Genomic DNA, 24634 nt, shown 5'->3' on the forward strand with positions numbered 1-24634 from the left:
CACAGGAGTAGACCGTTAATGTCCCGTTCTTTTGATGTCGTTGTGTTGGGTGCCACTGGGTTGGTTGGGCAACACATGATTGAAATTCTCGAGCAGCGAGAGTTTCCCGTCAATCAACTCTATCCGCTGGCCAGCGCTCGCTCTGCCGGTGGTACGGTGACGTTTAAGGGTAAGGACATTACGGTATTGGATGCCGACACCTTTGATTGGTCAAAGGCACACATTGGATTCTTTTCTGCCGGTGGCAGTGTGTCGGCAAAATACGCACCGCTGGCTGCCGAGGCCGGTTGTGTGGTCATCGACAATACGTCCCATTATCGCTATGAGCCGGACATCCCGCTCGTTGTGCCGGAAGTCAACGCCCACGCACTGGCGGATTTCCGTAATCGCAACATCATTGCCAACCCGAATTGCTCCACCATTCAGATGCTGGTTGCGCTGAAACCCATCCAGGATGCTGTCGGCATTGACCGCATCAATGTGGCGACCTATCAGAGCGTATCGGGTGCGGGTAAAAGCGCCATGGAAGAGCTGGCACGACAGACCGCCGATCTGTTGAGCAGCCGTGAGATAACACCCCAAGCGTTCTCTCGTCAGATTGCCTTTAATGTGATCCCGCAAATCGATGTGTTCCAGGACAACGATTACACCAAAGAAGAAATGAAAATGGTCTGGGAAACCCAGAAAATCATGGGTGATGAAAGCATTCGTGTGAATGCCACCGCAGTTCGGGTACCGGTGTTTTACGGTCACGGTGAAGCCATTCACCTTGAAACCCGGGTTCCCATTGATGCCACCCAGGTCAAAGATTTGCTCCGTGACGCACCCGGCGTCACCCTGATGGATGCGCCTGAAGATTTCCCTACCCAGGTTGGCAATGCCAGCGGCAAGGATGACGTGTTTGTGGGACGGGTGCGTAATGACATTTCGCACCCTAACGGTATCAATATGTGGGTTGTGTCAGACAACGTGCGTAAAGGGGCCGCGACCAACAGTATTCAGATTGCGGAAGTGTTGGTACGGGACTACCTGTAACGCGCTGGCATCAATCAACACACAGGGGCCTGAAGGGCCCCTTTATTTTATCCACGCCCGGCCGATAACCAGACAAGGAAGTGACCGTCACAGGATTGCAGTGATATCCGGGGCTGATACCGGCAGTCACTTCTAGATCATCTGAAAGGCCTAGTTTATAGTAGTGGTTAACTCTCTGGTTTATAATCACATTTTGGAATGTGTTTTGCTTGTGATTTAACTGTCAATAGCTTGACAGTGGCACAGACCCCCTGTGAATGCGTGCCTGGCAGGGGGACAGACAATGACATACAGCCCGATGAACGCCGGTCAGGATGGTAATCGGCAATGACATCAGACGATTGGGACGACGAAGAATAAATCTATGAATGTGAGACAGGTTGTTTTGCTGGTATTGGCTGTATGCAGTCTCGCCATGGTCGAGCCGGCAATGGCTCAGCAAATCCAGATCAAAGGCCCCAAATCGGCAGATTCTCAGTTTTCTGGCAACACCTATGGCCCCATTACTTCACAGGATACCTTGTGGCGGATTGCCAGTGACTATCGTCAGAACCGGCCCGTTAGCGTGTATCAGATCATGCACGCCATTCACACCCTCAATCCAGACGCGTTTGAAGACAACAACATCAACAAAATTAAGGACGGTGCGATCCTCAAGTTGCCGTCTATTCGTTATGTCGCCCGGCTTGATGCTCAAGAGGCACAGCAACAGGTAGAACAAGCGATAGCTGCGTTTACGCCTGCCACTTCGTCCGGTGCTGCAACAGCCAGCAAGCCGAAAAGTGTGCCGGAAAATGCTGCCAGTAAAGAAGATCTGACCCAAACCAAGGAAGATTTGGAAAAGCGCCTGAGCGCAATCGATGCGGAACAAAATCGCCAATTTCAGGCAATACGGCAACAATTTGCCGATTCGATCCAGAGCGTGCAGACCTTGTTGGAAGAAAACCAGAAGGTGTACGAACGTCTGGACGGCGTGAATCAGGAAATCAACGGCCTTCGTACCCGGGTCGATGACGAAATCCAGACCCAGATTGATCAGATGTTGGTGTTGCAGAATGAGCTGTTAGCCATCTCGCGCGAGCAGCAAGCCCGCCAGCAAGCGGAATTAGAAGCACAGCAGCAAAGCCTGTTCAATGACCCGATGGTGCTCATTGCGGGTTCGGTGGTACTGACCCTGTCCTTGCTGGGTGGTTTGGCAGTCTGGTTGCTGAAGCGTCGCGGCGCCAATCTACCCTCAGAACTGAAAGAACAAGCGGTTGTTGACCCACTACCGATGGCCGAAGGTCAGGCGGAGCTGGACGATTTATCCGACGCACTGAGCGATGAATTATCAGGCGAATTGACGGACGAAGACAGCGATGATTTGTTCGGCGAAGACGATTTGCTCGACGATGTGTTGTCCGAAGAGCTCGAAGAGTCGCTGGATGAAGCGCTAGATGAAGAGTTGGAATCGTTTGATGATCTGGGCGACGAAATGCTGGACGCCGGTGAAGAAGATGCCGGATTGGATGTTGACGACGATGAGTTGTTTGAAGCCGGTGATGCCGTGCTGGGTCAGGATGACATGGACAACTTGTTTGATGAAGACGATGACCTGCTGACCGACATGGGCGAAAGCATGGATGAGATTGACTTGTCCGAGCTTGATGAAGATGAAGCAGCGTCAGACGCTGAATCACAGGCTGATGCTGAGCTGGATGAGTTGCTCGAAGAAGATGATATCGATGGCCTGTTGGATGAAGTGGAGCAGCAAGAAACAGCAGAGCCCAGTGCCGCCGAGACTGAGGTTGAAAAACCGGCCCAATCAGAGTCCGCTGAGGCGGTAGCCGACGCCGAAGAGATGGCGGAGATCAAAGCTGAGCCGCCCACCGGGGATGCCCCCAGTGAAGAGCCGCCTGCCAAACCGATCGTTGAAGATGACAACGAAAAGCCGGAAATCAGTATTGATGAATTGCTTGATGAGCCTGAACCTGAGGTACCTGAGGGGATCACGGTTGACGGTGAAGAGACCCTGAGCGAAGAAACCCTGCAGCAGTTAGATAAAGAAATTGCAACGCAGAATCAGGAACTCGACAACATCACCGATGAGTTACTGAACGAAATCGAACAGCTGGAAATGATGGGCGATATGCTCGATATGGACAGCGACGACGAACAGACCCCTGATGTCGCACCTGAAGATGTGCAACACGGGATCCAGACCCTGGATGATTTGGCTGAGGATGTCGACGAATTCGACGAAGACGCGTTACTGGCCGAGATGCCCGCGACGGCACCTTCGCCAAGTCCGGCCGCACAAGAGACAGACGATGATGATGCGCTGCTGGCTGACATGCCATCGCAGGAATCCGCAGAGAGTGCATCTGAATCCGCTGGACAAACAGCCATTGAAGAAGAGAGTGAACAGCCGGTTGAAGCGGATATCGATGATGTGCTGGATGAACTCAATGTCGAGAGCGCAGAAGTAACCAGTCCAGAACCCGAACTTGAGCCAGAGCCAGAGCCAGAACCTGAGCCAGAACCTGAGCCAGAACCTGAGCCAGAGCCAGAACCAGAACCTGAGCCAGAGCCAGAAACAGAGCCAGAACCTGAGCCAGAACCAGAGCCTGAGCCTGAGCCAGAGCCAGAGCCAGAATCTGATCCAGAGCCAGAGCCTGAACCAGCGCCAGAACCTGAGCCAGAACCTGAGCCAGAACCAGAACCGGAGCCAGCGCCAGAACCTGAGCCAGCGCCAGAACCTGAGCCAGAGCCTGAACCGGAGCCTGAGCCTGAGCCAGAGCCAGAGCCTGAGCCAGAACCAGAACCTGAGCCGGAGCCAGAACCTGAGCCGGAGCCAGAGTTAGAGCCTGAAGTCGACGCCGAGGCGGTGTCTGACGCCCAATCCGACCTTCAGGAGGACGGCGACGACAACCTGTCAGTGGTCGGTAGCTCGGCGGATGAAATGCTGGAAGCCCTGGACGGTGCTGAAGACGGCGATAACGCGGCAGCACCAGAGGTCGCCAGTGACGATGAGCTGGATGCAGCGTTGGCGGAGTTTGAAAGCGAAGCGCTGCCAAGTGAACCCGAATCCGCGCTGGATGACGATATTCCCAGCCTCGAAGACATCGGTACGATTGACGATTTTGACGATGACGAACTTGAACAGGCGTTGGAAGATCTGGTTGAGCCAGACGACAATGTCGATGCCTCCTCTGTGGACAGCGAGTCCATGGATGAGTTGGATGATCTGCCGGGCCTGGGCGATTGGTTGTCGGAAGGCAATAATGACAGTGACATCGAAGAACTCGAAGGCAAAGACTTCGATGAGATGCTCGAATCTCTGGAAGATGAAACAGAGCGAGACAGCAAAGACGACAGCGCTGATGCGATACTGGACGATCCGGGGCTGGACATCGAAGCCTTGCTCAGTGAAGACGCCGAACAAGCTACTGAAGAATCGCCGGTAGAGATCGAGTCAGACGACGATTTCCTCGATGTTGACGCACTGCTCAACGAAAGCATGGACGATACAGCGGACGACCTTGACGAGAAACCCCTTGATTTGGACGTGGCGCTGGAAAATTACACCGGTGCCAGCGATGATGCTGATGCCATCGATGTTGATTCGGACAAAGGCTTGGGTGGCAAACTTGATCTGGCCCGTGCATACATAGAGATTGATGACATCGAAGCGGCCAAAGAGTTGCTCGAAGAATTGATCGCACAATCTGATGACGATGCGGCAAGTGAAGCGCGCGAATTGCTGGCCAGCCTGGACAACCAGCCCCCAGAGTAGGGGCGCTGGGGTTTGCCTATGCAGTGCTTTGATGCATAATGCGCGCCGTTAACGGTTGTTCACTTGCGCGCATTTTTCGTCATCGGAGTCACTCATAAGCATGTCTGATACCTTACCCAAACCTGAAGCTTTTCACCGTATTGCCCTGGGCATTGAATATGACGGAGCCTCCTACTATGGCTGGCAGCGTCAGCGCGAGGTGGTGGGCGTACAGCAGGTTTTGGAGCAGGCGCTGAGCCAGATCGCTGCGACACCGGTGGAGTTGCAATGTGCCGGCAGAACCGATGCGGGTGTCCATGCTACCGGACAGGTGATCCATGTGGATGTGCCGGCCAGTCGGCCGATGCGCGCCTGGACGCTGGGCATGAATGCCAACCTGCCGGACAGTATTGCCGTGAAGTGGGCAATGCCGGTCAGTGAGGATTTCCACGCACGCTTTTCGGCCACTGCGAGGCGCTATCGCTACATTATTTATAACAACAGATTACGCGGCGGCATTCTGACCCGAGGGGTTACCCACTTCCACCAAGAGTTGGATGAACAGCGTATGCACCAAGCCGCCCAGTGTTTGGTGGGTGAGCATGACTTCAGCGCGTTTCGTGCCGCAATCTGTCAGTCAAAAACCCCGTATCGCAATGTCACCCGGGTGTCAGTAAAGCGGCAGGGCCCATACGTCATTCTGGACATACAGGCCAATGCCTTTTTGCATCACATGGTACGGAACATTACCGGTTCACTGCTCTCGATTGGTTGCGGTGATCAACCGGTTGAATGGATGGCTGAGGTGTTGGCCAGCCGGGATCGCACGATTGCAGCGGCGACGGCCAAGCCCAACGGCTTGTACCTGGTGGATGTTACTTATCCGCAAGGGTTCGGCTTACCCCGGTTGCCATTAGGGCCGTTGTTCCTGGCAGACGAGTAACTGCACTTCTAAGACCAGTTTTGTTTTCGCCCCGTGCACAATCTATGCTTTAATGACGCCAATTTTGTCGAAATGACAACCGACGGGTGAAAAACCGATCAGAACACAGGAATAATCAATGAGTTGGATCAAAAAAATACTGCCTCGCACCCAATCGTCCATCAAGAGTAATGTCCCTGAGGGCATTTGGACCAAGTGCGGTGAATGTAGTGCGGTATTGTACAAAACCGAGTTGGAAAAGTTACAGGAAGTGTGCCCAAAGTGTGGTCACCACATGCGAATGACCGCCCGTGCCCGGATCAATGCGTTCCTTGACCAGGGCGAGCGTAGCGAAATTGGTGCCGACCTTGAGCCAAAAGATATCCTCAAATTTAAGGATTCCAAACGTTACAAAGACCGCATCGTTGCGGCACAGAAAAGCACCAACGAAAAAGATGCCATGGTGGTCATGAAGGGCAAGCTCAAAGGCATGCCCGTGGTAGTTGCGGCGTTTGAATTCTCCTTCATGGGCGGTTCGATGGCGTCGGTGGTCGGTGCTCGCTTCGTCAAAGCCGTGGAAGCATGTCTGGAGCACAATGTGCCGCTGATTTGCTTCTCCACCAGTGGTGGTGCACGGATGCAAGAGGCGCTGTTGTCATTGATGCAAATGGCCAAAACCAGTGCGGCGCTGGCCAAACTGAGTGACAAAGGTCTACCGTACATTTCGGTACTGACCGACCCGACCATGGGTGGTGTGTCTGCCAGTCTGGCTATGTTGGGTGACATCAATGTCGCCGAACCGAAAGCCTTGATTGGCTTTGCCGGCCCCCGTGTCATTGAGCAGACCGTGCGTGAAACACTGCCGCCAGGCTTTCAGCGCAGTGAGTTCCTGCTCGAAAAAGGCGCCATTGATATGATCGTTGATCGCCGCGAGATGCGCGATCGTTTGCATGGTCTGCTGAGCAAACTGCACCGACCTGCCGCCTGATACCTTTATGATCCCCACCGATACCCACCAGGCTGATACCTCAGCCTGGTCGCTCAGCCAGTGGCTCGGCTACATTGAGAGCATCCATTCCAGCGCAATCGATTTAGGCCTGGAGCGGGTGCGTCAGGTAGCGCAGCGCCTGGATCTGAGCTTTGACCAGCGTCGGGTAATCACCGTTGCCGGAACCAATGGAAAGGGCACGACCTGCGCGATGATTGAGCAGGGATTGATGCTGGCCGGAGAGAAGGTTGCCGTATACAGCTCCCCCCATCTTCTCGATTATCGCGAGCGGGTGCGCGTCAATGGCCAGTGGTGTGATGAACAAGCCCATTGTGATGCCTTCGCTGCCATTGAAGCTGCGCGAGGTGAGGTGTCGCTGAGCTATTTCGAATTTGGCACCCTGGCGGCCCTGTATCTGATTGACCAGCTCAAGGTTGACACTGCCATTCTGGAAGTTGGTCTTGGCGGAAGACTGGATGCCGTTAATATCATTGATGCTGACATCGGCGTGATCACCACCATCGACATTGATCATCAGGATTGGCTGGGCAGTGATCGCAATGGCATTGGTCGAGAGAAAGCTGGCATATTGCGTCCGCATCAACAAATGGTGATTGGCGAACTTGATCCACCACCCAGCATTGAACAGGCGGTAAACACACTACATGGCAGCGCACAGTGGCAGGGAAAAGACTTCCACGTGCAACGACAGGGTGGTCGCTGGGACTACGTCAGTGAAGACTGTCACTTTGACGACTTGCCAGAACCCGCTATCCCGCTGCAAAACGCAGCAACTGCATTGACAGTATTGCGCCTGTGTCTGCCAGACCTGACCACCCAACAAGCCCGACAAATTATCCAGGATACCCATCTGCCAGGCCGGTTTCAGGAAATCGACCAACGCCCCCGCGTGATTGTCGATGTTGCGCACAATCCTCAGGCAACCGGCTTGCTGTGGCAACAATTGCAACAGCGACACTCGGGGCGTTTGCACCTGGTAGTGGGGATGCTCGGCGACAAAGACAGCAGGGCCAGCCTGGCTCCCTTCCTGGTCAGTCAGCCTAGCTGGTATCTGGCGGATCTATCCGTGCCTAGAGGCGCCAAGGCTGAACAGCTCAAAGAGGTACTGGTCGGACAACAAAGCGTGTTATGCTATCCCTCCGTTGAGCAGGCCTATCAGGCGGCTCGATCAGAGGCTGCACCCGATGATACTATTGTGGTGTTTGGGTCGTTTTTTACCGTAGCGGCCGTGTTGCAAGGAGAACACTAGTTGTCAAACGTGTTATTGAATCGACTGGTCGGCACCATGGTGCTGGTGGCACTGGCGGTGATTTTCCTGCCCAGTATCCTGGATGGTAAAAAACAGTCCAACAAGGATCTGTTTGTGGAAGTGCCTGCCCGTCCGGCAACCAAGCCAGTGATCGATGCTGAGCAGTTCCCATCCCAGCGTGTGGCTGAGAACAGTCAGCGACAAGTGGAAATTGTTGCCGATGAGGCGGACGATGATCCAAAGCCTGCTGCTGCACAGCAATCCGAAGCGCCGGTAGAAACCGCGGCTTCCGCCATTGTCGATACGTCCCTGGAGCAGGAAACAGTGGTCGACACTGAATCCGACAAGTTACTCAGCAGCGCGGGCTGGGTTGTGCAACTGGGGGTTTTCCGTCACAAGGCCAATGTTCGCGAGTTACTGAACAAACTCGAAGATGCCGGATACCGTGCGTTTAGTCGCCCGGTTAAGACCAGCACGGGTGAACTGACCAAGGTTTTTGTCGGCCCGGATCTGGAAAAAGAAAACCTCGAAAAAGCCGTACCACACCTCAAAGAACTGACCAATCTGCAAGGTCGGATTACTCCCTTTACGGTAAAATGAGGGCTGGCTTTTCGGTCCTTGTCTGGTAGAATGCGCGCGTTTTCATCTGCAACCCGACGCACCCGAGGATTAATACCTGCGGCTGCAAGGATACACAGAACGCGCTCATGAACTGGATAGACTTCACCATACTCGGTGTTATTCTCCTCTCCACAGTGATTAGCCTTGTACGGGGCTTTATCAAGGAAGCGCTGTCTCTGGCGATCTGGTTCGCCGCCTTCTTCATCGCCAGTCAATTTTATGCCGACGTGGCCACTCTGCTGACACAGCTTCAGGATCCCATGGTGCGAAATGGCGTTGCCATCGCCTTGCTGTTTGTTGCAACCCTTATCTTGGGCGGATTGCTCAATTATTTGATTGCCCAGTTGGTGCAATACACCGGGCTGAGCGGCACTGATCGCGCACTCGGCAGTGTGTTCGGCCTTATCCGTGGCGGCCTGATTGTGGCCGCGGCGTTGTTTTTTATGGATACCTTTACCACAGCGGCGTCGTCACAATGGTGGCAGACGTCGGTGTTGATCCCGGAATTTACACCCATTATTGAGATGTTCTTCGAGTACTTGCAGAACAACTCCAGTTTTTTGAAACCCGCTTAATTATAGGTATTTTGCATGTGTGGTATTGTCGGAATTGTTGCTAAGAGCCCTGTCAATCAGGGGTTGTATGATGCATTAACGGTGTTACAACACCGTGGACAGGATGCCGCAGGGATTGTCACCGTTGATCAGGGAATGTTTCATTTGCGCAAAGCCAACGGCCTGGTGCGCGATGTGTTCCATACCCGCCACATGCAACGCCTGACCGGCAACATGGGTATTGGCCACGTACGCTATCCCACCGCCGGAACGTCCAGCAGCGCCGAAGCGCAGCCGTTTTATGTCAATTCACCGTTTGGTATTGCGTTTGCCCACAACGGCAACCTGACCAATGCCCATGAGCTTCAGGATGAAGTGTTCCGCATTGCACGCCGTCACATCAATACCACCAGTGACTCCGAACTGTTGCTCAACATTTTTGCTCACGAACTGCAAACCTGTTCTGGCCTGACACTGCATCCGGAAGACGTGTTTACGGCGGTTTCGCGGGTACACGATAAGATCAGCGGCGCTTACGCCGTGGTTGCTGCGGTAATTGGTTGCGGTATTGTGGCGTTTCGTGACCCGTACGGTATTCGCCCATTGGCGCTGGGTATTCGTAAGACCGAGCAAGGTGACGAATACATGGTGGCGTCGGAGAGTGTGGCGCTGGATGCTGCCGGGTTTACCTTCGAGCGCGATGTGGCGCCCGGCGAAGCGGTGTTCATCACCCAGGACGGTCATCTGTATACCCAGCAATGCGCGAAAAACCCGACTCACGCACCGTGTATTTTTGAATTTGTTTACTTCGCCCGTCCGGACTCCTTCATTGATGGTATTTCTGTGTATGCGTCACGGGTAAACATGGGTCGCAAGCTAGGGCAGAAAATCGCTCGAGAATGGGCTGACATGGACATCGACGTGGTGATCCCTATTCCTGAGACCTCCATGGATGTGGCGCTGCAAATCGCCCAGGAGCTGGACCTGCCTTACCGTCAGGGGTATGTGAAAAACCGCTACATCGGCCGTACCTTTATCATGCCGGGCCAGACCATGCGCCGTAAATCGGTACGCCGCAAACTGAACGCCATCTCGTCGGAATTCAAAGACAAAAACGTGTTGTTGGTGGATGACTCGATTGTGCGTGGTACCACGTCAGAACAGATCATTGAAATGGCCCGTGAATCCGGTGCTAAGAAAGTGTACTTCGCCTCGGCAGCGCCGGAAATTCGCTTCCCCAACGTGTACGGCATTGACATGCCCAGTGCCAATGAGTTGATCGCCTATGGTCGTGACATCGATGAGATTTGTGATCTGATCAAGGCCGACGGTCTGATTTTCCAGGACATTCAGGATCTGGTAGACGCGGTAAGCGAAGAGAACCCGTCGATTACCCGTTTTGAAACGTCGGTGTTTGACGGCAACTACATCACCGGAGACGTCGATCAGGCCTATCTGGAGCGCATCGACACTGCCCGCGGTGAGAAGAATGCGGTTAGCAGTGTACAGACTGAATTGAGCAATCTGGAAATGCACAACCTCGACAGTGACCAGTAGTGATGCTCTGTTGATTGAATGAAAAACGCCGCTGAAACAGCGGCGTTTTTGGTTTTTGGGGCCGGGTTATTTGGTCGCGGCCGTCTCGTTATTGTCGTTATTGGCGTCAGGCTCAATCACCGGCCAGCCCCCCAACGCCTGCCATCGATTGACGATGGTGCAGAATAACTCTGCGGTCTTGGTGGTGTCATACAGTGCGGAGTGGGCTTCTTTCTGGTCAAACGCAATACCGGCGGCGCGACAGGCCTTGACCAATACGGTCTGACCAAAGGCCAGTCCGGCCAGCGATGTGGTGTCAAAGGACACAAATGGGTGAAACGGCGTGCGTTTAATGGCGCTACGTTCGATGGCGGCGTTAACAAAACCCTGGTCGAAAGACGCGTTGTGCGCCACGATCACCGAACGTTGGCAGTCGGCCGCTTTCTGCGCTTTGCGGATCTGCTTGCACAAGTCCTTCATGGCCTCGGTTTCAGGGATCGCACCGCGCAATGCACAGTGGGGATCAATGCCATTGAATTCCAACGCGGCTGGCTCAAGGTTAGCCCCTTCGAATGGGGTTATGTGGTAGTGAAAGGTCTTGTCCGGACACAGAAAGCCCTGTTCGTCCATCCGCGTAGTGACCGCAGCCAATTCCAGTAAAGCATCGGTCTGGGCATTGAATCCGGCGGTTTCAACGTCTACGATGACAGGAAAGTAGCCACGAAATCGGCGGTTCAGGCTGGGGGTTGTGTCAGACATGGTATCCTTGGCATGGCGAAGCAAAGCGGCAATTATGTCAACTATTGACGACCTAATCCAGTCGCAGCAAGGCGCAGGGTTAAACCTTTGCCTTGAGCGGCCGATACAACCCATGAGGCGCCTTCAATGGATGTCTTTAAAACGAAAATAACGATCGAATGTTTCGCGTGGGGGCGTTGACATGTTCAAGACTCGGTGGCTACTGGCCCTTATTCTGGTAATTCCTAACCTGGCATTTGCGGGGTTGCGGCACTATGCGGCGGACGTACCGTCTTCGTCCTGGAAACTCAGCGAGCAAAGCCGCCTGCAATGTACCCTGTCTCATCCCATTCCTGGTTATGGGAATGCACTGTTTACCAGCATGGCATCTAAGCAACTGAACATGGAATTTGAACTGGACATGCTGCGTCTGCCCAAAACCTACGGGGTGGCAGCGGTGTATTCGGTACCGCCGGCGTGGATGCCCGGTGAAGGGCAGCGGGAAATCGCCGATATGTCGCTGCGCAAACAGTTTAATGGCGATCTGCCTGAGCAGGCAGCCTGGACCATGTTGTCTGAACTGGAAAAAGGCTTCTGGCCAACGGTGTATTATGCCGATTGGTACAATCCCTATGACAAGGTCGCCGTCGGCCTGAACGCGAGTAATTTTGCGCCTACCTATGAAGCCTTCGTAAACTGCGTGGCAAACTTGCTGCCGTTTAATTTTGACGATATCGCCTACACCGTTCTGAGCTATCAGAAAAACAGCACTGAGCTGACCAAATACTCGCAGAAACGCCTGAACATGATCGGAGAATACCTCAAAGAAGATACCGACATGGAACTGGTATTACTGGACGGTTACTCAGACAGCTACGGTGGTCGCTGGAACAACCTGCAATTGTCTATCCGCCGGGCAGAAGCAATCCAGAACTACTTTGAACAGATGGGGGTTGATCCCGAACGTATCGAAGTCACCGGCCACGGCGAGCGCCGGCATGTTGCCGGCAACAGCCATGCGATGGACCGGGCCAAAAACCGCCGCGTCGTCGTGCGTCTGGCCAAACCCTGAGTTAGTCGTCGCTGAGCGTATCCCGATGAGCCACCGCAACGTCAGGGAAGTCACTGAACACACCATCAACCTGTAAGCTAGAAAACAACAGGTGTAGGGTTTGTGCTGCGTCCAGGCCCTGTGGCAGTTGTTCCAGCCGGAAGGTATACGGATGCACTACCAGACCCTGTTGATGGGCTGCTTTGACAAGCCCGGTCGGGGCGAGGGTGTTCACATCCACAATCTGCGGCAGCCAGGGGCCGATCCCATCGGCGACCTCGGCGATGCGTTTTAACCCCTCGGTTGTTTTTAATCTGTCATAGTCGGTGGCAGATTCCTGCCAGTCGTTTTCACCCAGCAGTTGTACCAGTTTGGCCTTTACCCCAAGATCGCGACGCAGACGTTGAGTCTCAGCAAAATCAAAACACTGAATAAACACCGGTGCCGAGGCATTGTCGAGACCGTGCTTGCGCAGTATCGACAGCACGATAGAACTGATGTCCTGACCTTGCTCACGGTGCCAGGCGGGGGACTTTATCTCTGGATAAATACCCACGGTACGACCCAACTGACGTTGCAGCTGATCTCGCAGCGCCAGGTGCTCTTCAAAGGTGGCGATGGTAAAGGGTGATACACCCTGCCAGCGGTCGGGAAACACCTGTTGGCCATCGACCGATTGGCGTTCATGCACATGCAGCTGTTTGAGTTCCGCCAGGGTGAAATCAATCACGTAATAACGACCATCTGCACGGTGCCTGCCCGGGAAGACCTGCTCCACGTTGGTCACCGTGTCGAGATGAATGTCGTGTAACACCACCGGCACGCCGTCCTTGCTCAGCACCAGGTCTTGTTCAAGATAATCAGCCCCTTGTTGATAAGCCAGTGTGGCAGCTGCAAGCGTGTGTTCGGGCAAGTAGCCAGATGCGCCCCGGTGGGCAATCACCAGTGGGTTGCTCTGAGCCAGTAAAGATGTGCTCAACAGTACGGTGGTGGCGAGGGAAGGTAGCAAGCGCATGATCATCCTTAAAACAGCAAAAAGCGTCACGCTACCTTAGCAGGATGACAACCGTGTGACGAGGCAGTATCACCTCTTTACTCCAGCCAATGCGCCAAGCCCCCGACAAGGCATTCTGTCCCGCCTGTGAGACCATTCGGCGCATTAAAAATACACTTTTATACATTTAAATACAGTCACTTACAGATATTTCCTGTGTAATACCGCGGTCATAAGGACATCCAATCAATCAGGACAAAACACACATGCAAAAAATCGCTTCTTTGGCGGCCGCCCTGGCCGTATTGAGTGCAGCGCCCGCGCTTGCCAATGACTACAACACCTTTTTATCCGCGTCCCACCAGAGCAGAGACGGGGCCAATGGTGATACCGTCAAGGTCAACAGCCTGTCTGCGCAGCATTTCTTTACCGCCCGCCAGTCACTGGGCCCATACGCTGAATTTAATTACATGATCAATGAGTCCTTCATCGGCGCCCAATACCTTGACGTGGATGCAGGCTACTCATTCAAAGGCATCACTGGCGAGGCTTTTATTGGCGACGTGATTGTGGGCGCCAGCTATACCGATCAAAACGGTGTTAGCGGCGAAGACAAAACCGTGATGCTGGGCTACCGGGTCAACAACCAGTTGCAGTTCCGCGCCCGTCTGCTCGACACCGACGATGACAATGTTGCCTTGAGCGCCCGCTATCAGCACGATTTAAACGGTGACAGCTACATCGGTTTTGAAGCAAGCACAGTGACCGAAACAGACAACTATTCGCTGTCGGGTAAGTATTTCACGCCCCTGGCCAACGGCCGTTTTCTGGCCTTGCGCGCCGGTGTCGACTTGATCAAACACGGCGATGATGTCTATTTCGTCGGCGGCGACTATTACTTTGATCAACACCTCAGTGTGGGTGGCGCGGTGGGCAGTGACGATTTGGTTTCACTGAACGTCAACTACTACCTGAATCAGAACCTCTCTGCACGTCTGAGTTATACCGACAGTGACTATGCAGACAATGCATGGATGGCCAGCGCCAGCTATCAGTTCTGATCGATGTGCTGAAACGCGATTGCGCAGTGTCCTTACGCTGTGCATTTTTTACCAGGTTACCGGCGCACTGAGCGCCGGTATTATTTAGGAAAGCAAGATGAACACGTCATCCCGAATGCAAGCCCCGTACGTTCTGTGGGCAAGGCGGGCGTTGATTGCTGTTCTGGCGGGGTTGTTGATCTTCTATCACAGCAACCTGCTATATGCTGGTTATGTCGCGGGTTCGGCATCACAACTGACAATGTTTGATCATCTTCAGTTACTTTGCCGTGGCGTAATCGTATTCAGTTTATTGGCGGTGTTGCCGGGGCAACGCATAGCATTGACGGGCATGTGGGCAGGGATTACAGCGCTGATAGCAACCCAGTATTGGGCACATTTCGGTGACCTTCCGCTTGAGTTTACCCATGACCGACATCCGTTGTCGTATCTGCGCGGCCTAATCTTTCCTGCACTGATCAGCCTGGCATTTGTGGGTAACAAGAAAAGCGCAGAAAACTGATCGTGGGGCAGTGATTGCTTTTTCCTGAACTGAGATTAACAATTGGCGGTTTGACCCCGTTCACCGTGCTAGTGAGGTAATTCTTTTTATGATCAATGACTTCCAATTTGTTCCGCTACACAGCAACATATTTGAGGGGTTAAAAACTCTGTCCGACGACGAATTGTTGGCCCGCCATGCCCGATGGATGGTGGTTGATGAGTCGCCCGGATACCCCTGTCGGGTCTCATTGCAGGATGCCAAGGTTGGCGAGCGTGTTCTGTTTATGCCCTACTGGCATCACGATGTGGACTCTGCCTACCGCGCGATGGGGACAATACTGGTGCGGGAGTTTGCCCAAACCGCAAGTCCGGCTGTGAATGAAGTGCCGCAAATGCTGCACCACCGGATGTTGTCAGTGCGTGCCTACGATGCCGAGAACATGATGGTAGGCCATGACATGGCTCAGGGGACTGATCTACAAACACGTCTGCATCAGCAGTTTGAGAATCCGGCGGTGAGCTATATCCATTTGCATTACGCCAGTCCTGGCTGCTTTAGCTGCGCCGTGCAGCGCGTTTGACCGTGCCAATGCGTATTCAACAGACGCCACCGGAGGCCGCCAGTTTTGCCCGTTTGCGCAGTACCGTGGGCTGGACCAATCCGAATCTGGACATTCTGGCGCAGAGCATCACCGCTACCTTGTACTGGGTGTGCGCCTATGAAACAGGCAGATTGATTGCCACTGGCCGGGTGATTGGCGATGGGGCGATGTATTTTTACGTACAGGATGTGATTGTGCACCCCGACCATCAGGGCGCGGGTTTGGGCAATACATTGATGGAGCACATTAACGGGTATCTGACTTCGGCCTGTCGGCCAGGGGCTACCGTAGGGTTGTTTGCCGCCAAGGGCAAAGAAGGGTTCTATCGCAAGTATCAGTTCGTTGAGCGGTGCGGTGAATCGCTGGGTCGGGGCATGTGCCGGTTTGTTGTCTAAGAAAAAAGCGCCGGTACAGGACGTGTCCGTGCTCCAGCGCCATGACTTCGCTTATTCGCCAACCATGCAGAAGGCGTTCAACTTGTTGCCGTCCAGGTCTCGGAAATAGCCGGCATAAAAACCTGACGTAGCCCCTTCTGGGCGAAAGCCCGGCGCGCCCTCACAGGTACCGCCCAATCCCAGGGCTTTCTGGTAGAAGGCGTCAACCTGCTCAGGGGTTTCCAGTGCAACCGCTGCCATGGTGCCGTTACCGACCGTGGCGGGCTCCTTGTTGAATGGCAGGGTCACTGCCAGTGAGCACTGCTCCGGTGATTTGGCCCAGGCGATAAAGTAATCCGGCTCTTCCAGAAAGCGGCTTGCCCCGATGCTGCCCAGCAAGTCGTCATAGAATGCGCTGGCGCGGTTTAAATCTGCAGTGCCTAAGGTTACATAGCCAATCATTGTCTGTTCTCCTTTAAGTGATGAATGACAGCGAAAACATGTTAGCCATTGACTACTGACAATAGGTGTCAGTAGTGTTTACCTACACTGCAATTCACCCTTGAGCGACCCGGACCTTCCCTATGCGTAAAGCTGAACGACTGAATGAAATCGTCCATTACCTGCGCCGAATGCACCAGGCCGTCACGGCAGAGGTGTTGGCACACGCGTTTGAGGTCAGCCCGCGCACCATCTATCGTGACATTCAGGATTTGATTGACGGTGGCACGCCCATCACCGGCGAAGCGGGGGTAGGCTATGTGATTGACAAGCAATACCACCTGCCACCGATCATGTTTGATGCCGATGAGATTGAAGCCATCGCACTGGGCATTGGCATGGTCAGCAACTGGACGGACGAATCCTTCGCGCAGAAAGCGCAAAGTGCCTACCGCAAAATCCAGGCAACCCTGTCGGCACCGATGATCCATGAGCTGACCCAAATCAGCACCTTTTCCGCGCCTAGCCACTATAAAATTCCCTGGCAGGTGAGTTTTACCGAGGTGCGCGAATGCATCCGTCGCAAGCAGCGGGTGTCGATGGCCTACCTTGACCTGAATGAACAACTGACCCGCCGAACGGTGCGGCCGCTGGCGCTGATTTCCTTCAGTCCCGTGTGGTTGCTGGCAAGTTGGTGTGAGCTTCGGCAGGATTTCCGCAACTTTCGCCTCGACCGAATCAGTGACTTTACCCGCCTGAATGAACGCTTCAGCGATGAAAAAGACAAGAGTCTGGCGACTTACTTAAAGCGGGTTGAGCAAAAACAAGCCGCCGCCAGGGCCAACGACTGTGGGACATGATAGCGAGCGGTATGAGCGAGAAGCGGATCGCCACGAATTTAAACAGGCGCTGACGCCTTCAATGCCTTCGCACTCGGTTGATAAATTCTGAAACATTTTTCTTGAAATCCTTTGTTTATTAATGCCCTTGTTGTGTTTATCTTTATGTAAAGATAATTTAATGGCGGTGCAACAATGGATACAAAGCGTATGCGATACAAATCAACAATCTTGCTGTGGTTACTACTGCAAGGCATCTTTGTCAGTACAACAACTATCGCCACCGAATCCGGCCTGAATAAATACGACGAATTACTCAATGCTTATCATGGGGTTTACGGTTTCAGCGGCACGGTAAAAGTGGTTGGCCTAAACGGGGGAATTTTTGAGAAAAGCTACGGTCAAGCCAATCGAAGCTTTGCCATTCCAAACACGCCAGAAACACGCAACTCGATCAATTCGATATCCAAAACTTTTACCGCAGTTGCTGTGCTTATGTTAAACGAAGAAAACAAAGTCAATTTGCACGCTTCGGTCGGAGAATACCTGCCTTCACTTACTGCTGAATGGAAAGACAAAGTGACGGTCCATCACTTGTTGACACATACTTCGGGTCTACCAAGAGAATCAGGGGTGCAGGCCCATGAAGCGTTGTCCTTTGAACAACAGATAAAGCATTACATCAACGATTTGCCGCTGCTCTTTACGCCCGGTGAACGCTACGAGTACTCAAATGCCGGAATAGTGTTGTTGGGTGCTATTATTGAACGCGTTACGCAAGACGATTATGCCAACGTTATTACTTCACTGATCATTGCGCCGTTGGGGCTGAAAAACACGGGTGTTTATCATTCCCGTCAGGTGATTGAAAATCAGGCGGTACCTTACCGGTTTTCTCGTCACGGAATCGAATCTGCTCAACGTAGCAAGCACATGGGGGACAATGCGGGTGGAGGACTTTATTCCACGCCTTCAGATTTGCATGTCTTTGTTTCCGCACTCAAAAATAAAGAGCTTTTGTCTGAAGCCTCTACCAAGCTGCTATTTAAACAACACGTGAAGTCCTCAGAGACAGAATATGAAGGGTATGCCTGGAGTATAAAAAAGGCGGGAGATGACACACTATATTTTGCCGCTGGCAGCGGATATGGCAGCAAGAGTGTGATGATTCAATCTTCTACCTCAGATCGCTTTGTCGCCATTACTTCGAACTGGGGGAATACGCCAATATTAAGGATGCTGGGTGATCTTTACAGGCTATCGCTAGGGCAGACCGTAGCCGTGCCAGATACCAGGGCTCTGGCGCGGGCGGAGCACTACAATGCACACTTGGGGAAGTATCGTTTTGAACAGGAAGCAGTCCTTACCCAACTGGGTATCGACGACCCAATTATTCGCCTTCAGGCTTTTGAGGGAAAGCTGTTTCTAAATGATGAGCTAATGGCGCAAAAAAGCGACCAAGTGCTGGGGCTGACCTATACCGATGAGATGCAAGTATCTTTCGACAACAACATTATGCGGATCACGATGAATGACAATGTATTGGAAGGTAGAAAAGACAAATAATCTGCGCCCAGTGCGGTTTAACACAAGGTAATGGGGTTTTGTGCAACCTAAGATTTTGCTTATACTCGCTTTCCGCCATGCAGACTATCGGAGCGTACTATCAACAAGCTTAATCAAGTTCCCCATTTGTTGGTCCGAGCGGAGAAACAGTGGTGTGAGACACGTCCTGATCTGCCCGTGGCCGACGCCACGTTGCTTGGTGGCATAATTGGGGTTGCCGCTAACTTAGACGCCATCGGCCTGAAGGCACTGAAATCCTTTGGCTTAGGGCAGTCTGAGCATGATGTGCTTGCCTGTGCAAGACGACAGGGTACGCCTTACGTTGTCACTCCTGCTCGGCTTTTGGAGGAAGTGCGTATCACGTCTGGTGCCCTAACATCTTGTATCAACCGATTGATTAAAAAGAAGTTAGTCAAGAGAGTGCAGGCAGACAACGATCAGCGTTCAAAGCCGATTGTTTTGACCTCAAAAGGGAAGACGCTCATTGATGACATTACCACCCATCGGTTTACACTGGCGCAATCTCTACTGTCCGGCTTTTCTGATGCAGAAAAGGCAGCATTGAAATCCATGCTGTTGAAGCTGGGGCAGAGCGCTTACGCCAATGGTGACTAAAAGCGAAGGTAATGAGGCTAAAAGGTATCCATTCATTCATTATTTTTTGAACGGGAACCGTTGCTCTAAGCACCAAAACGGTGAATAGCCAGCCTGTGCCCTGTCGAATCCAATCGGGGCTTGTTTGGGTAACGACATGGCATTGCCTGAACAACGGGAACCGCCGCTGCTGGCTTGTTGCGTTGCCTTCGCTCCCTTGACCAATCAATGAGCAATGGTTTATTCTGCCGTCAATCTTCTTCAGGAGCTTGCGCCGACATGAACAACTAAGCCTGTCATCCATACCTTCATTTTTTGGATCCACAGGGTTAGTAGGCGTAGTGCACTTTCAGATATTTCTTTCATATCAAAAGCTTGCACTCAAAATTCAGATGATTGACATCGTCTGTTTTGATGTCATTTGAATCGTTGTTTCGCTACGGCTGTTGTCCCTGTCTTACAGGAGACGCATCATGCCCGTATTACAGGCTAACAATATCAGTTATCAATTTGCCAACGGCGACATGCTGTTTCAGCAGGTGTCATGCACGATGGCGGCAAACCGCGTTGGGCTCGTGGGCCGCAATGGGGTTGGAAAGTCGACCCTCGCAGCGCTGCTCAGTGGCGAGAAACAGCCTTCACAGGGTGCCGTAATGCGCCCTCCATCATTGTCGGTGTATCGTCAGCAGCCGCGACAATTGTTGTCCGATAAGCGGTCGATTGGCGCCTTTTTGGGCGTGGAGAATGTGCTTGTAGCGCTAAAACAGGTTGAGCGTGGCGATTGCGCGCCGCATTGGTTCGATGTTATCGGTGAACAATGGGATTTGCCCATGCAACTCACGCAGCAACTGACTGAACTGGGCTTACCCGCGGATCTGGATTTTCCCTGCGCGCAGCTCAGTGGCGGTCAATTGGCCAGGTTACAGCTGTGGCAATTGTTCCAACGCGAAGCGCACCTGTTGATCCTCGATGAACCTTCCAACCATCTCGATACAGCGGGAAAACAATGGTTGATTGCCTCTATGCAGGCCTTTAACGGCGCTATTTTACTGGTCAGCCATGACCGTGCATTACTGCGGGAGATGGACGAAATCTGGGAGCTGTCCGGCCTTGGATTGAGTCAATACGGTGGCAATTACGATGCTTATGCCCGGCACAAGCAAACGGAATTGGACGCGATGGCGCGAAAGCTGGTCAGCGTTGAGAAGCAGAAAAGAAAGCTGCAGGTGCAAGCGCAGCGCAACAGGGAAAAGGCCGAACAACGGGCGGCGCAGGGCAAAAAGCGGCGTAATGACGGCAGCCAGCCCAAGGTGTTGACTGACAGCATGAAAGACAGAGCAACGGCACGCGCGTCACAGCGTGTTAAGGGGGAGCGACGTCGACAGACCGACCTGCAAAGGACCCGGCAAGCCTTAAAAGCCCAAACAGAACAGCTGAAAAGCCAGACCCTGTATCTGCAAAACAGCGCTGGAAGAGGTCACCGCGTTGCGTCTGTGCTGGAAGGTGTCATGTGTTTTGGCAATGCCCAACCCGTGACACTGCACGTGCATGGTGATGACAAAATTCACCTGATCGGTAACAACGGCTGTGGCAAGTCGACTCTGTTAAAAACCCTGCTGGGTGAGTTAAGGCTTAAGCGGGGGGAGCTGCAAGTCAGCAAGCCACTGTATTACCTTGAACAGCATTTCGGTACGGTGCGACCCACGCTTTCGGTGCTGGAAAACCTGTTGCAACAGTGCGATGGGCTCAACGAAATCGACGCCCGGACGGTGCTGGCAGGTATCGGGTTTCGTGGTGACAGTGTGTATCGATTGGGTGAAATGCTCAGTGGCGGCGAAAAGATGAAATTGGCGATGCTCATCGTCGGCCATCAACCACAGCAGCCCTTTTTGCTGCTGGATGAGCCTGATAATCACCTCGACCTAGACGCTAAACACGTGTTAGCCCGCACCTTGTCAGCATATCGTGGAGGTTTCATCGTCATCAGCCATGACCATGACTTTGCCAACGACGCGGGTGTGAATCGGCACTACATTATGCAGTGACGGGTGGGCCAACCTGGGGGAGTACAAGTATGCTTTGCTACGGGTATCGAACGTGTCTGGCTATGCGTCGCTGGTTTTGTCTTTAAATTCACACAAGTCTTCGATAAGACAAGCGCCACAGCGGGGCTTGCGTGCCACACACACGTAGCGGCCGTGCAGGATGAGCCAGTGATGCACGTCCAGTTTGAACTCCTTGGGCACCACTTTCAGCAGCTTTTTTTCCACATCATCGACGGTTTTGCCCATTGCCAGCTTGGTACGGTTAGACACCCGGTAAATGTGGGTGTCCACTGCGATGGTTGGCCAGCCAAAGGCGGTGTTGAGGACCACGTTGGCGGTTTTGCGACCGACACCGGGCAGGGCTTCCAACGCAGCCCGATCTTCAGGTACTTCGCTGTTGTGCTCGTTGATCAGAATTTCGCAGGTTTTGATCACGTTTTTGGCTTTGCTGTTGTACAGACCGATTGTCTTGATGTACTCCGACAAACCGTCAACGCCCAGCGCAAAAATCCCCTCCGGGGTATTGGCCACCGGGTACAGTTTGGCGGTGGCTTTGTTGACGCCGACATCGGTGGCTTGCGCCGACAGGATCACGGCAATCAACAGCTCAAAAGGGGTGGTGTAATTGAGCTCGGTGGTCGGGTGGGGGTTGGCATCGCGCAGGCGCGATAAGATCTCAATGCGCTTCTCTTTGTTCATCCCTGAGCGTCTCCTGTTACACGGGCGCGGGACACCACTTTGGGACTGTCATCGTTGGCCATCATGGCTTCTACCCGATGGTTAAGACTGTTTTTCAGGGCGATCAGCAACCCCATACCGAGAAACGCGCCGGGGGGCAGAATGGCCAGCAGGAACGGATTGTCACTGCTGAACACGGTGATGGTCAGATCACGCGCCCATTCACCCAACAGCAGATGGGCGCCGGACAACAGGGTGCCATAGCCAAGCAATTCTCGCATCGCGCCGAGAAGCACTAGCACCAGGGTAAAACCAAAGCCCATCATCAATCCGTCCATGGCAGCGTAGTGCACAGGGTTCTTCGATGCATACGCTTCGGCGCGGCCGATGATGGCGCAGTTGGTGACGATCAGCGGAATGAATATGCCCAACGCTTCGTAGAGTTCAAACGTGTAGGCGTTCATCAGCAACTGGATAATGGTCACGAACGCCGCGATCACCATCACAAAGACCGGAATACGGATTTCATTGGGCACCACGTTGCGCACCAATGACACCGTACAGTTTGATCCAATCAATACCAGGGTGGTGGCCAGTCCCAGACCCAGGCCGTTGATCACCGTCGCGGTGACCGCCAGCAAGGGGCACAGACCCAGTAACTGTACCAACGCGGGGTTGTTCTTCCACACGCCCTGCCAGGTTAACTGTTGGTATTCGTTCATTGTGCGCTCTCCTGAGTCTCGCTCGGTGTGGTCGCTTGTTCGGCACACTGGTTGTCCATTCGGAACAAGCGCTCAGCGTGTTGCTGATAATACTGCACGGCGCGCTTGGTGGCGCCGACCACGGCGCGGGGAGTAATGGTGGCACCGGTAAACTGGTCGAACTGGCCGCCATCTTTACGTACTGCCCAGCTGTCCTGGTTATCGTCGGTCAGTTGCATGCCGGTGAAATCCAGGATCCAGTCGCTGATGCGCAGATCAATCTTATCGCCCAGGCCCGGGGTTTCTTTGTGATCCTGAACCCTGACGCCAGTCACTTCGCCATTGCCGGTCACGCCAACTAACAGGGCGATATTGCCGCTGTAGCCGTCGGGTGCAATGGTCTCAATCGCCACCGCTGAGGGGTTACCGTTAAGCCGCGCTCGGAATACCCGTTGGTTGTTGTCGCTACCCAGTAATGCGGCATCAGAAACGATGACGCAGTCGTGCTGGACATCATTGTCATGCAGGGATGCGGGCAGAACCGCGTTCAGCGAAGCCACCAGTTTGTTGTTCTGCTGAGTGGCAATGGTGTCTGCGGTACCCCAGTAGGTGGCACTGATGAGGCCCGTGGTGACCAGTGCAAACAGGGCCAGTAAACCGCCGTGTCGGGCAATACTTTTCAGCATGGTTACTTGCCCTCCTGCTCATCCTGGCGACGGATGACTTTCTTGTGTTCGCTGCGATGGCCGTAGGTACGGGGCCGGGTGTAGTAATCGATCAGTGGTACTGCCATGTTCATCACCAGTACCGCAAAGGCGATAGCATCCGGATAGCCACCCCAGGTGCGGATGATCACAATCCACAGTCCGATGCCGGCACCAAACCACAAACGACCGCGATCGGTGGTTGATGCTGACACAGGGTCGGTGGCGATAAAGAACGCCCCGAGCATCGTGCCGCCACTGAGCAAATGGAACAGCGGTGATGTGAATCGGTCGGAGTCGGCCAGCATCAGAATGCCTGCGGCAATCGCCATGGCCGCCAGCATGCTGACCGGAATGTGCCATTTGATGGCGCGAATTTTCAGCAGGTACAGGCCCCCGAGCAAAAAGCCGATGTTGACCCATGCCCAGGCCGTTGACAGGCCATCGGCGTATTCCGGACGTGCCAGACTTTCTGACACCGTCAGTGATTGGGTCAGGTCGGTTTTTACCATGTCCAGTGGTGTGGCCATGGTGTGGCCGTCGATACCCATGCGTAGCTGTTCCAGCGAGTAGCCGTCGGTGGTGAAGCCGGTAAAGATGATCCAGGCGGCATCCAGCGGGTTGTGTGACACCGGTGTCAGGCTGTAGGGGGGTAACCAGCCGGTCATGATGACCGGAAAACTGATCAGCAACATGACATACGCGGCCATGGCTGGGTTAAACACGTTGTAGCCAAGACCACCGTAAAGCTGCTTGACGATACCGATGGCGAACACGGTACCAATCACCGAAACCCACCACGGGCTGAACGGCGGAATGCACAGTGCCAGCAGCAACGCCGTCAGCAATGCGCTGCAGTCTTTGATGGCGCGCTCAAAATCCCGTTTTCGCACTTCCAGGATCAGCGCTTCAGTGACCACCGCAGTGATGCCTGCAATGGCAAAATGCACCAGGTTACCCCAACCGAAAAACCAGATTTGCAGGATCACGCCGGGCAGGGTGGCCAACATGACCAGTCGCATCAGGTCGCCGGTGGAGCGCTTGGCACGGTGGTGAGGAGAGCTGGCTACGGCAAACTTCATC

24 protein-coding genes are annotated in these 24634 nt (G+C 53.6%); 17 read left to right on the plus strand and 7 right to left on the minus strand.

The genetic code is table 11. The features are described 5' to 3' along the window. Nucleotides 1–18: 18 nt before the first annotated feature. The 8 genes from LJ739_RS10970 (at nt 19) to purF (ending at nt 10701) form a co-directional block, all read left to right on the plus strand. The gene (locus LJ739_RS10970) at nt 19–1035 is read left to right on the plus strand and encodes an aspartate-semialdehyde dehydrogenase (protein WP_229160419.1); all 1017 of its coding nucleotides are present in this window, start codon (nt 19–21) and stop codon (nt 1033–1035) included. A gap of 364 nt (nt 1036–1399) precedes the next feature. Further along, entirely contained in the window at nt 1400–4810 is a 3411-nt protein-coding gene (locus LJ739_RS10975) for a FimV/HubP family polar landmark protein (protein WP_229160421.1), read from the plus strand. Between the two features lie 100 nt (nt 4811–4910). After that, nucleotides 4911–5732, plus strand: a complete 822-nt coding sequence (truA, locus tag LJ739_RS10980; RefSeq protein ID WP_229160422.1) for a tRNA pseudouridine(38-40) synthase TruA — start codon at nt 4911–4913, stop codon at nt 5730–5732. 118 nt (nt 5733–5850) lie between these two features. Next, nucleotides 5851–6699: an acetyl-CoA carboxylase, carboxyltransferase subunit beta gene (accD, locus tag LJ739_RS10985; RefSeq protein WP_229160424.1), complete on the plus strand. Its 849-nt coding sequence runs from the start codon at nt 5851–5853 to the stop codon at nt 6697–6699. 7 nt (nt 6700–6706) lie between these two features. Further along, nucleotides 6707–7969 (plus strand): bifunctional tetrahydrofolate synthase/dihydrofolate synthase, encoded by a 1263-nt coding sequence (folC, locus tag LJ739_RS10990; RefSeq protein WP_229160425.1) that lies wholly within the window; start codon nt 6707–6709, stop codon nt 7967–7969. Continuing rightward, complete coding sequence (locus LJ739_RS10995) at nt 7970–8569, plus strand: SPOR domain-containing protein (protein WP_229160426.1); 600 nt, start codon at nt 7970–7972, stop codon at nt 8567–8569. It abuts the gene before it with no gap. Between the two features lie 107 nt (nt 8570–8676). Beyond that, nucleotides 8677–9165: a CvpA family protein gene (locus LJ739_RS11000; RefSeq protein ID WP_229160435.1), complete on the plus strand. Its 489-nt coding sequence runs from the start codon at nt 8677–8679 to the stop codon at nt 9163–9165. A 15-nt stretch (nt 9166–9180) separates the two neighbouring features. Next, nucleotides 9181–10701, plus strand: a complete 1521-nt coding sequence (purF, locus tag LJ739_RS11005; RefSeq protein ID WP_229160436.1) for an amidophosphoribosyltransferase — start codon at nt 9181–9183, stop codon at nt 10699–10701. Between the two features lie 66 nt (nt 10702–10767). Here the strand turns inward: purF and rnt are convergent, their stop codons facing one another. Then, on the minus strand, nt 10768–11439 hold the full coding sequence (rnt, locus tag LJ739_RS11010; protein ID WP_229160437.1) for a ribonuclease T: 672 nt from the start codon (nt 11437–11439) through the stop codon (nt 10768–10770). Nucleotides 11440–11620: 181 nt separating this feature from the next. Between rnt and LJ739_RS11015 the strand changes: the two genes are divergently transcribed. Further along, nucleotides 11621–12490 carry a flagellar protein MotY gene (locus tag LJ739_RS11015; RefSeq protein WP_229160438.1) on the plus strand — a complete coding sequence of 290 codons (870 nt, stop codon included), beginning with the start codon at nt 11621–11623 and terminating at the stop codon, nt 12488–12490. A 1-nt stretch (nt 12491) separates the two neighbouring features. Here LJ739_RS11015 and glpQ read toward each other — a convergent pair whose 3' ends face one another. Next, nucleotides 12492–13484 (minus strand): glycerophosphodiester phosphodiesterase, encoded by a 993-nt coding sequence (glpQ, locus tag LJ739_RS11020; RefSeq protein ID WP_229160440.1) that lies wholly within the window; start codon nt 13482–13484, stop codon nt 12492–12494. Between the two features lie 245 nt (nt 13485–13729). On the opposite strand from glpQ, the gene LJ739_RS11025 reads away from it, so the two are divergent. The 4 genes from LJ739_RS11025 (at nt 13730) to LJ739_RS11040 (ending at nt 16004) form a co-directional block, all read left to right on the plus strand. Beyond that, nucleotides 13730–14524, plus strand: coding sequence for a putative porin (locus LJ739_RS11025; protein WP_229160442.1), 795 nt, complete (start codon nt 13730–13732; stop codon nt 14522–14524). A 97-nt stretch (nt 14525–14621) separates the two neighbouring features. After that, nucleotides 14622–15026, plus strand: a complete 405-nt coding sequence (locus LJ739_RS11030; protein WP_229160444.1) for a hypothetical protein — start codon at nt 14622–14624, stop codon at nt 15024–15026. Nucleotides 15027–15114: 88 nt separating this feature from the next. After that, complete coding sequence (locus LJ739_RS11035; protein ID WP_229160446.1) at nt 15115–15588, plus strand: DUF1203 domain-containing protein; 474 nt, start codon at nt 15115–15117, stop codon at nt 15586–15588. An 8-nt stretch (nt 15589–15596) separates the two neighbouring features. Continuing rightward, nucleotides 15597–16004, plus strand: coding sequence for a GNAT family N-acetyltransferase (locus LJ739_RS11040; RefSeq protein ID WP_229160448.1), 408 nt, complete (start codon nt 15597–15599; stop codon nt 16002–16004). 51 nt (nt 16005–16055) lie between these two features. Here LJ739_RS11040 and LJ739_RS11045 read toward each other — a convergent pair whose 3' ends face one another. Continuing rightward, a complete protein-coding gene (locus tag LJ739_RS11045; RefSeq protein ID WP_229160449.1) occupies nt 16056–16445 on the minus strand; it encodes a VOC family protein in 390 nt (129 codons plus the stop codon). Nucleotides 16446–16567: 122 nt separating this feature from the next. On the opposite strand from LJ739_RS11045, the gene LJ739_RS11050 reads away from it, so the two are divergent. The 4 genes from LJ739_RS11050 to LJ739_RS11065 all read left to right on the plus strand — a co-directional run bounded on the left by LJ739_RS11050 (nt 16568) and on the right by LJ739_RS11065 (nt 21468). Then, nucleotides 16568–17284, plus strand: coding sequence for a helix-turn-helix transcriptional regulator (locus LJ739_RS11050; protein WP_229160451.1), 717 nt, complete (start codon nt 16568–16570; stop codon nt 17282–17284). 189 nt (nt 17285–17473) lie between these two features. Beyond that, nucleotides 17474–18829, plus strand: coding sequence for a serine hydrolase domain-containing protein (locus tag LJ739_RS11055; RefSeq protein WP_229160453.1), 1356 nt, complete (start codon nt 17474–17476; stop codon nt 18827–18829). Nucleotides 18830–19006: 177 nt separating this feature from the next. After that, nucleotides 19007–19444: a MarR family winged helix-turn-helix transcriptional regulator gene (locus LJ739_RS11060; RefSeq protein ID WP_229160455.1), complete on the plus strand. Its 438-nt coding sequence runs from the start codon at nt 19007–19009 to the stop codon at nt 19442–19444. Nucleotides 19445–19896: 452 nt separating this feature from the next. Then, nucleotides 19897–21468 (plus strand): ABC-F family ATP-binding cassette domain-containing protein, encoded by a 1572-nt coding sequence (locus LJ739_RS11065; protein WP_229160457.1) that lies wholly within the window; start codon nt 19897–19899, stop codon nt 21466–21468. Between the two features lie 60 nt (nt 21469–21528). Here the strand turns inward: LJ739_RS11065 and nth are convergent, their stop codons facing one another. Genes nth through rsxD form a run of 4 tightly spaced genes read right to left on the minus strand, consistent with a single transcriptional unit; the run spans nt 21529 to nt 24633 of the window. Continuing rightward, on the minus strand, nt 21529–22167 hold the full coding sequence (gene nth / locus LJ739_RS11070; RefSeq protein ID WP_229160459.1) for an endonuclease III: 639 nt from the start codon (nt 22165–22167) through the stop codon (nt 21529–21531). Next, nucleotides 22164–22868 carry an electron transport complex subunit E gene (locus LJ739_RS11075; protein ID WP_229160461.1) on the minus strand — a complete coding sequence of 235 codons (705 nt, stop codon included), beginning with the start codon at nt 22866–22868 and terminating at the stop codon, nt 22164–22166. Before LJ739_RS11075 ends, nth begins: the two co-directional genes overlap by 4 nt. Next, complete coding sequence (rsxG, locus tag LJ739_RS11080; protein ID WP_229160463.1) at nt 22865–23533, minus strand: electron transport complex subunit RsxG; 669 nt, start codon at nt 23531–23533, stop codon at nt 22865–22867. The genes LJ739_RS11075 and rsxG overlap by 4 nt, the downstream gene beginning before the upstream one ends. A 2-nt stretch (nt 23534–23535) precedes the next feature. Next, nucleotides 23536–24633: an electron transport complex subunit RsxD gene (rsxD, locus tag LJ739_RS11085; RefSeq protein WP_229160465.1), complete on the minus strand. Its 1098-nt coding sequence runs from the start codon at nt 24631–24633 to the stop codon at nt 23536–23538. Nucleotide 24634: the final 1 nt, after the last annotated feature.

Origin of the sequence: Fluctibacter halophilus (assembly GCF_020687825.1) — a bacterium.
Taxonomy (GTDB): domain Bacteria; phylum Pseudomonadota; class Gammaproteobacteria; order Enterobacterales; family Alteromonadaceae; genus Fluctibacter; species Fluctibacter halophilus.

Coding starts and splice junctions, on each gene's coding strand:
- LJ739_RS11075 (WP_229160461.1), bottom strand. CDS start 22,868: ATGAACGAATACCAACAGTTAACCTGGCAGGGCGTGTGGAAGAACAAC.
- rsxG (WP_229160463.1), bottom strand. CDS start 23,533: ATGCTGAAAAGTATTGCCCGACACGGCGGTTTACTGGCCCTGTTTGCA.
- LJ739_RS11035 (WP_229160446.1), top strand. CDS start 15,115: ATGATCAATGACTTCCAATTTGTTCCGCTACACAGCAACATATTTGAG.
- purF (WP_229160436.1), top strand. CDS start 9,181: ATGTGTGGTATTGTCGGAATTGTTGCTAAGAGCCCTGTCAATCAGGGG.
- LJ739_RS11050 (WP_229160451.1), top strand. CDS start 16,568: ATGCGTAAAGCTGAACGACTGAATGAAATCGTCCATTACCTGCGCCGA.
- folC (WP_229160425.1), top strand. CDS start 6,707: ATGATCCCCACCGATACCCACCAGGCTGATACCTCAGCCTGGTCGCTC.
- LJ739_RS11000 (WP_229160435.1), top strand. CDS start 8,677: ATGAACTGGATAGACTTCACCATACTCGGTGTTATTCTCCTCTCCACA.
- LJ739_RS11025 (WP_229160442.1), top strand. CDS start 13,730: ATGCAAAAAATCGCTTCTTTGGCGGCCGCCCTGGCCGTATTGAGTGCA.
- accD (WP_229160424.1), top strand. CDS start 5,851: ATGAGTTGGATCAAAAAAATACTGCCTCGCACCCAATCGTCCATCAAG.
- truA (WP_229160422.1), top strand. CDS start 4,911: ATGTCTGATACCTTACCCAAACCTGAAGCTTTTCACCGTATTGCCCTG.
- LJ739_RS10970 (WP_229160419.1), top strand. CDS start 19: ATGTCCCGTTCTTTTGATGTCGTTGTGTTGGGTGCCACTGGGTTGGTT.
- glpQ (WP_229160440.1), bottom strand. CDS start 13,484: ATGCGCTTGCTACCTTCCCTCGCCACCACCGTACTGTTGAGCACATCT.
- LJ739_RS11045 (WP_229160449.1), bottom strand. CDS start 16,445: ATGATTGGCTATGTAACCTTAGGCACTGCAGATTTAAACCGCGCCAGC.
- nth (WP_229160459.1), bottom strand. CDS start 22,167: ATGAACAAAGAGAAGCGCATTGAGATCTTATCGCGCCTGCGCGATGCC.
- LJ739_RS11040 (WP_229160448.1), top strand. CDS start 15,597: ATGCGTATTCAACAGACGCCACCGGAGGCCGCCAGTTTTGCCCGTTTG.
- LJ739_RS10975 (WP_229160421.1), top strand. CDS start 1,400: ATGAATGTGAGACAGGTTGTTTTGCTGGTATTGGCTGTATGCAGTCTC.
- LJ739_RS11065 (WP_229160457.1), top strand. CDS start 19,897: ATGCCCGTATTACAGGCTAACAATATCAGTTATCAATTTGCCAACGGC.
- LJ739_RS11030 (WP_229160444.1), top strand. CDS start 14,622: ATGAACACGTCATCCCGAATGCAAGCCCCGTACGTTCTGTGGGCAAGG.
- LJ739_RS11015 (WP_229160438.1), top strand. CDS start 11,621: ATGTTCAAGACTCGGTGGCTACTGGCCCTTATTCTGGTAATTCCTAAC.
- rsxD (WP_229160465.1), bottom strand. CDS start 24,633: ATGAAGTTTGCCGTAGCCAGCTCTCCTCACCACCGTGCCAAGCGCTCC.
- rnt (WP_229160437.1), bottom strand. CDS start 11,439: ATGTCTGACACAACCCCCAGCCTGAACCGCCGATTTCGTGGCTACTTT.
- LJ739_RS11055 (WP_229160453.1), top strand. CDS start 17,474: ATGCGATACAAATCAACAATCTTGCTGTGGTTACTACTGCAAGGCATC.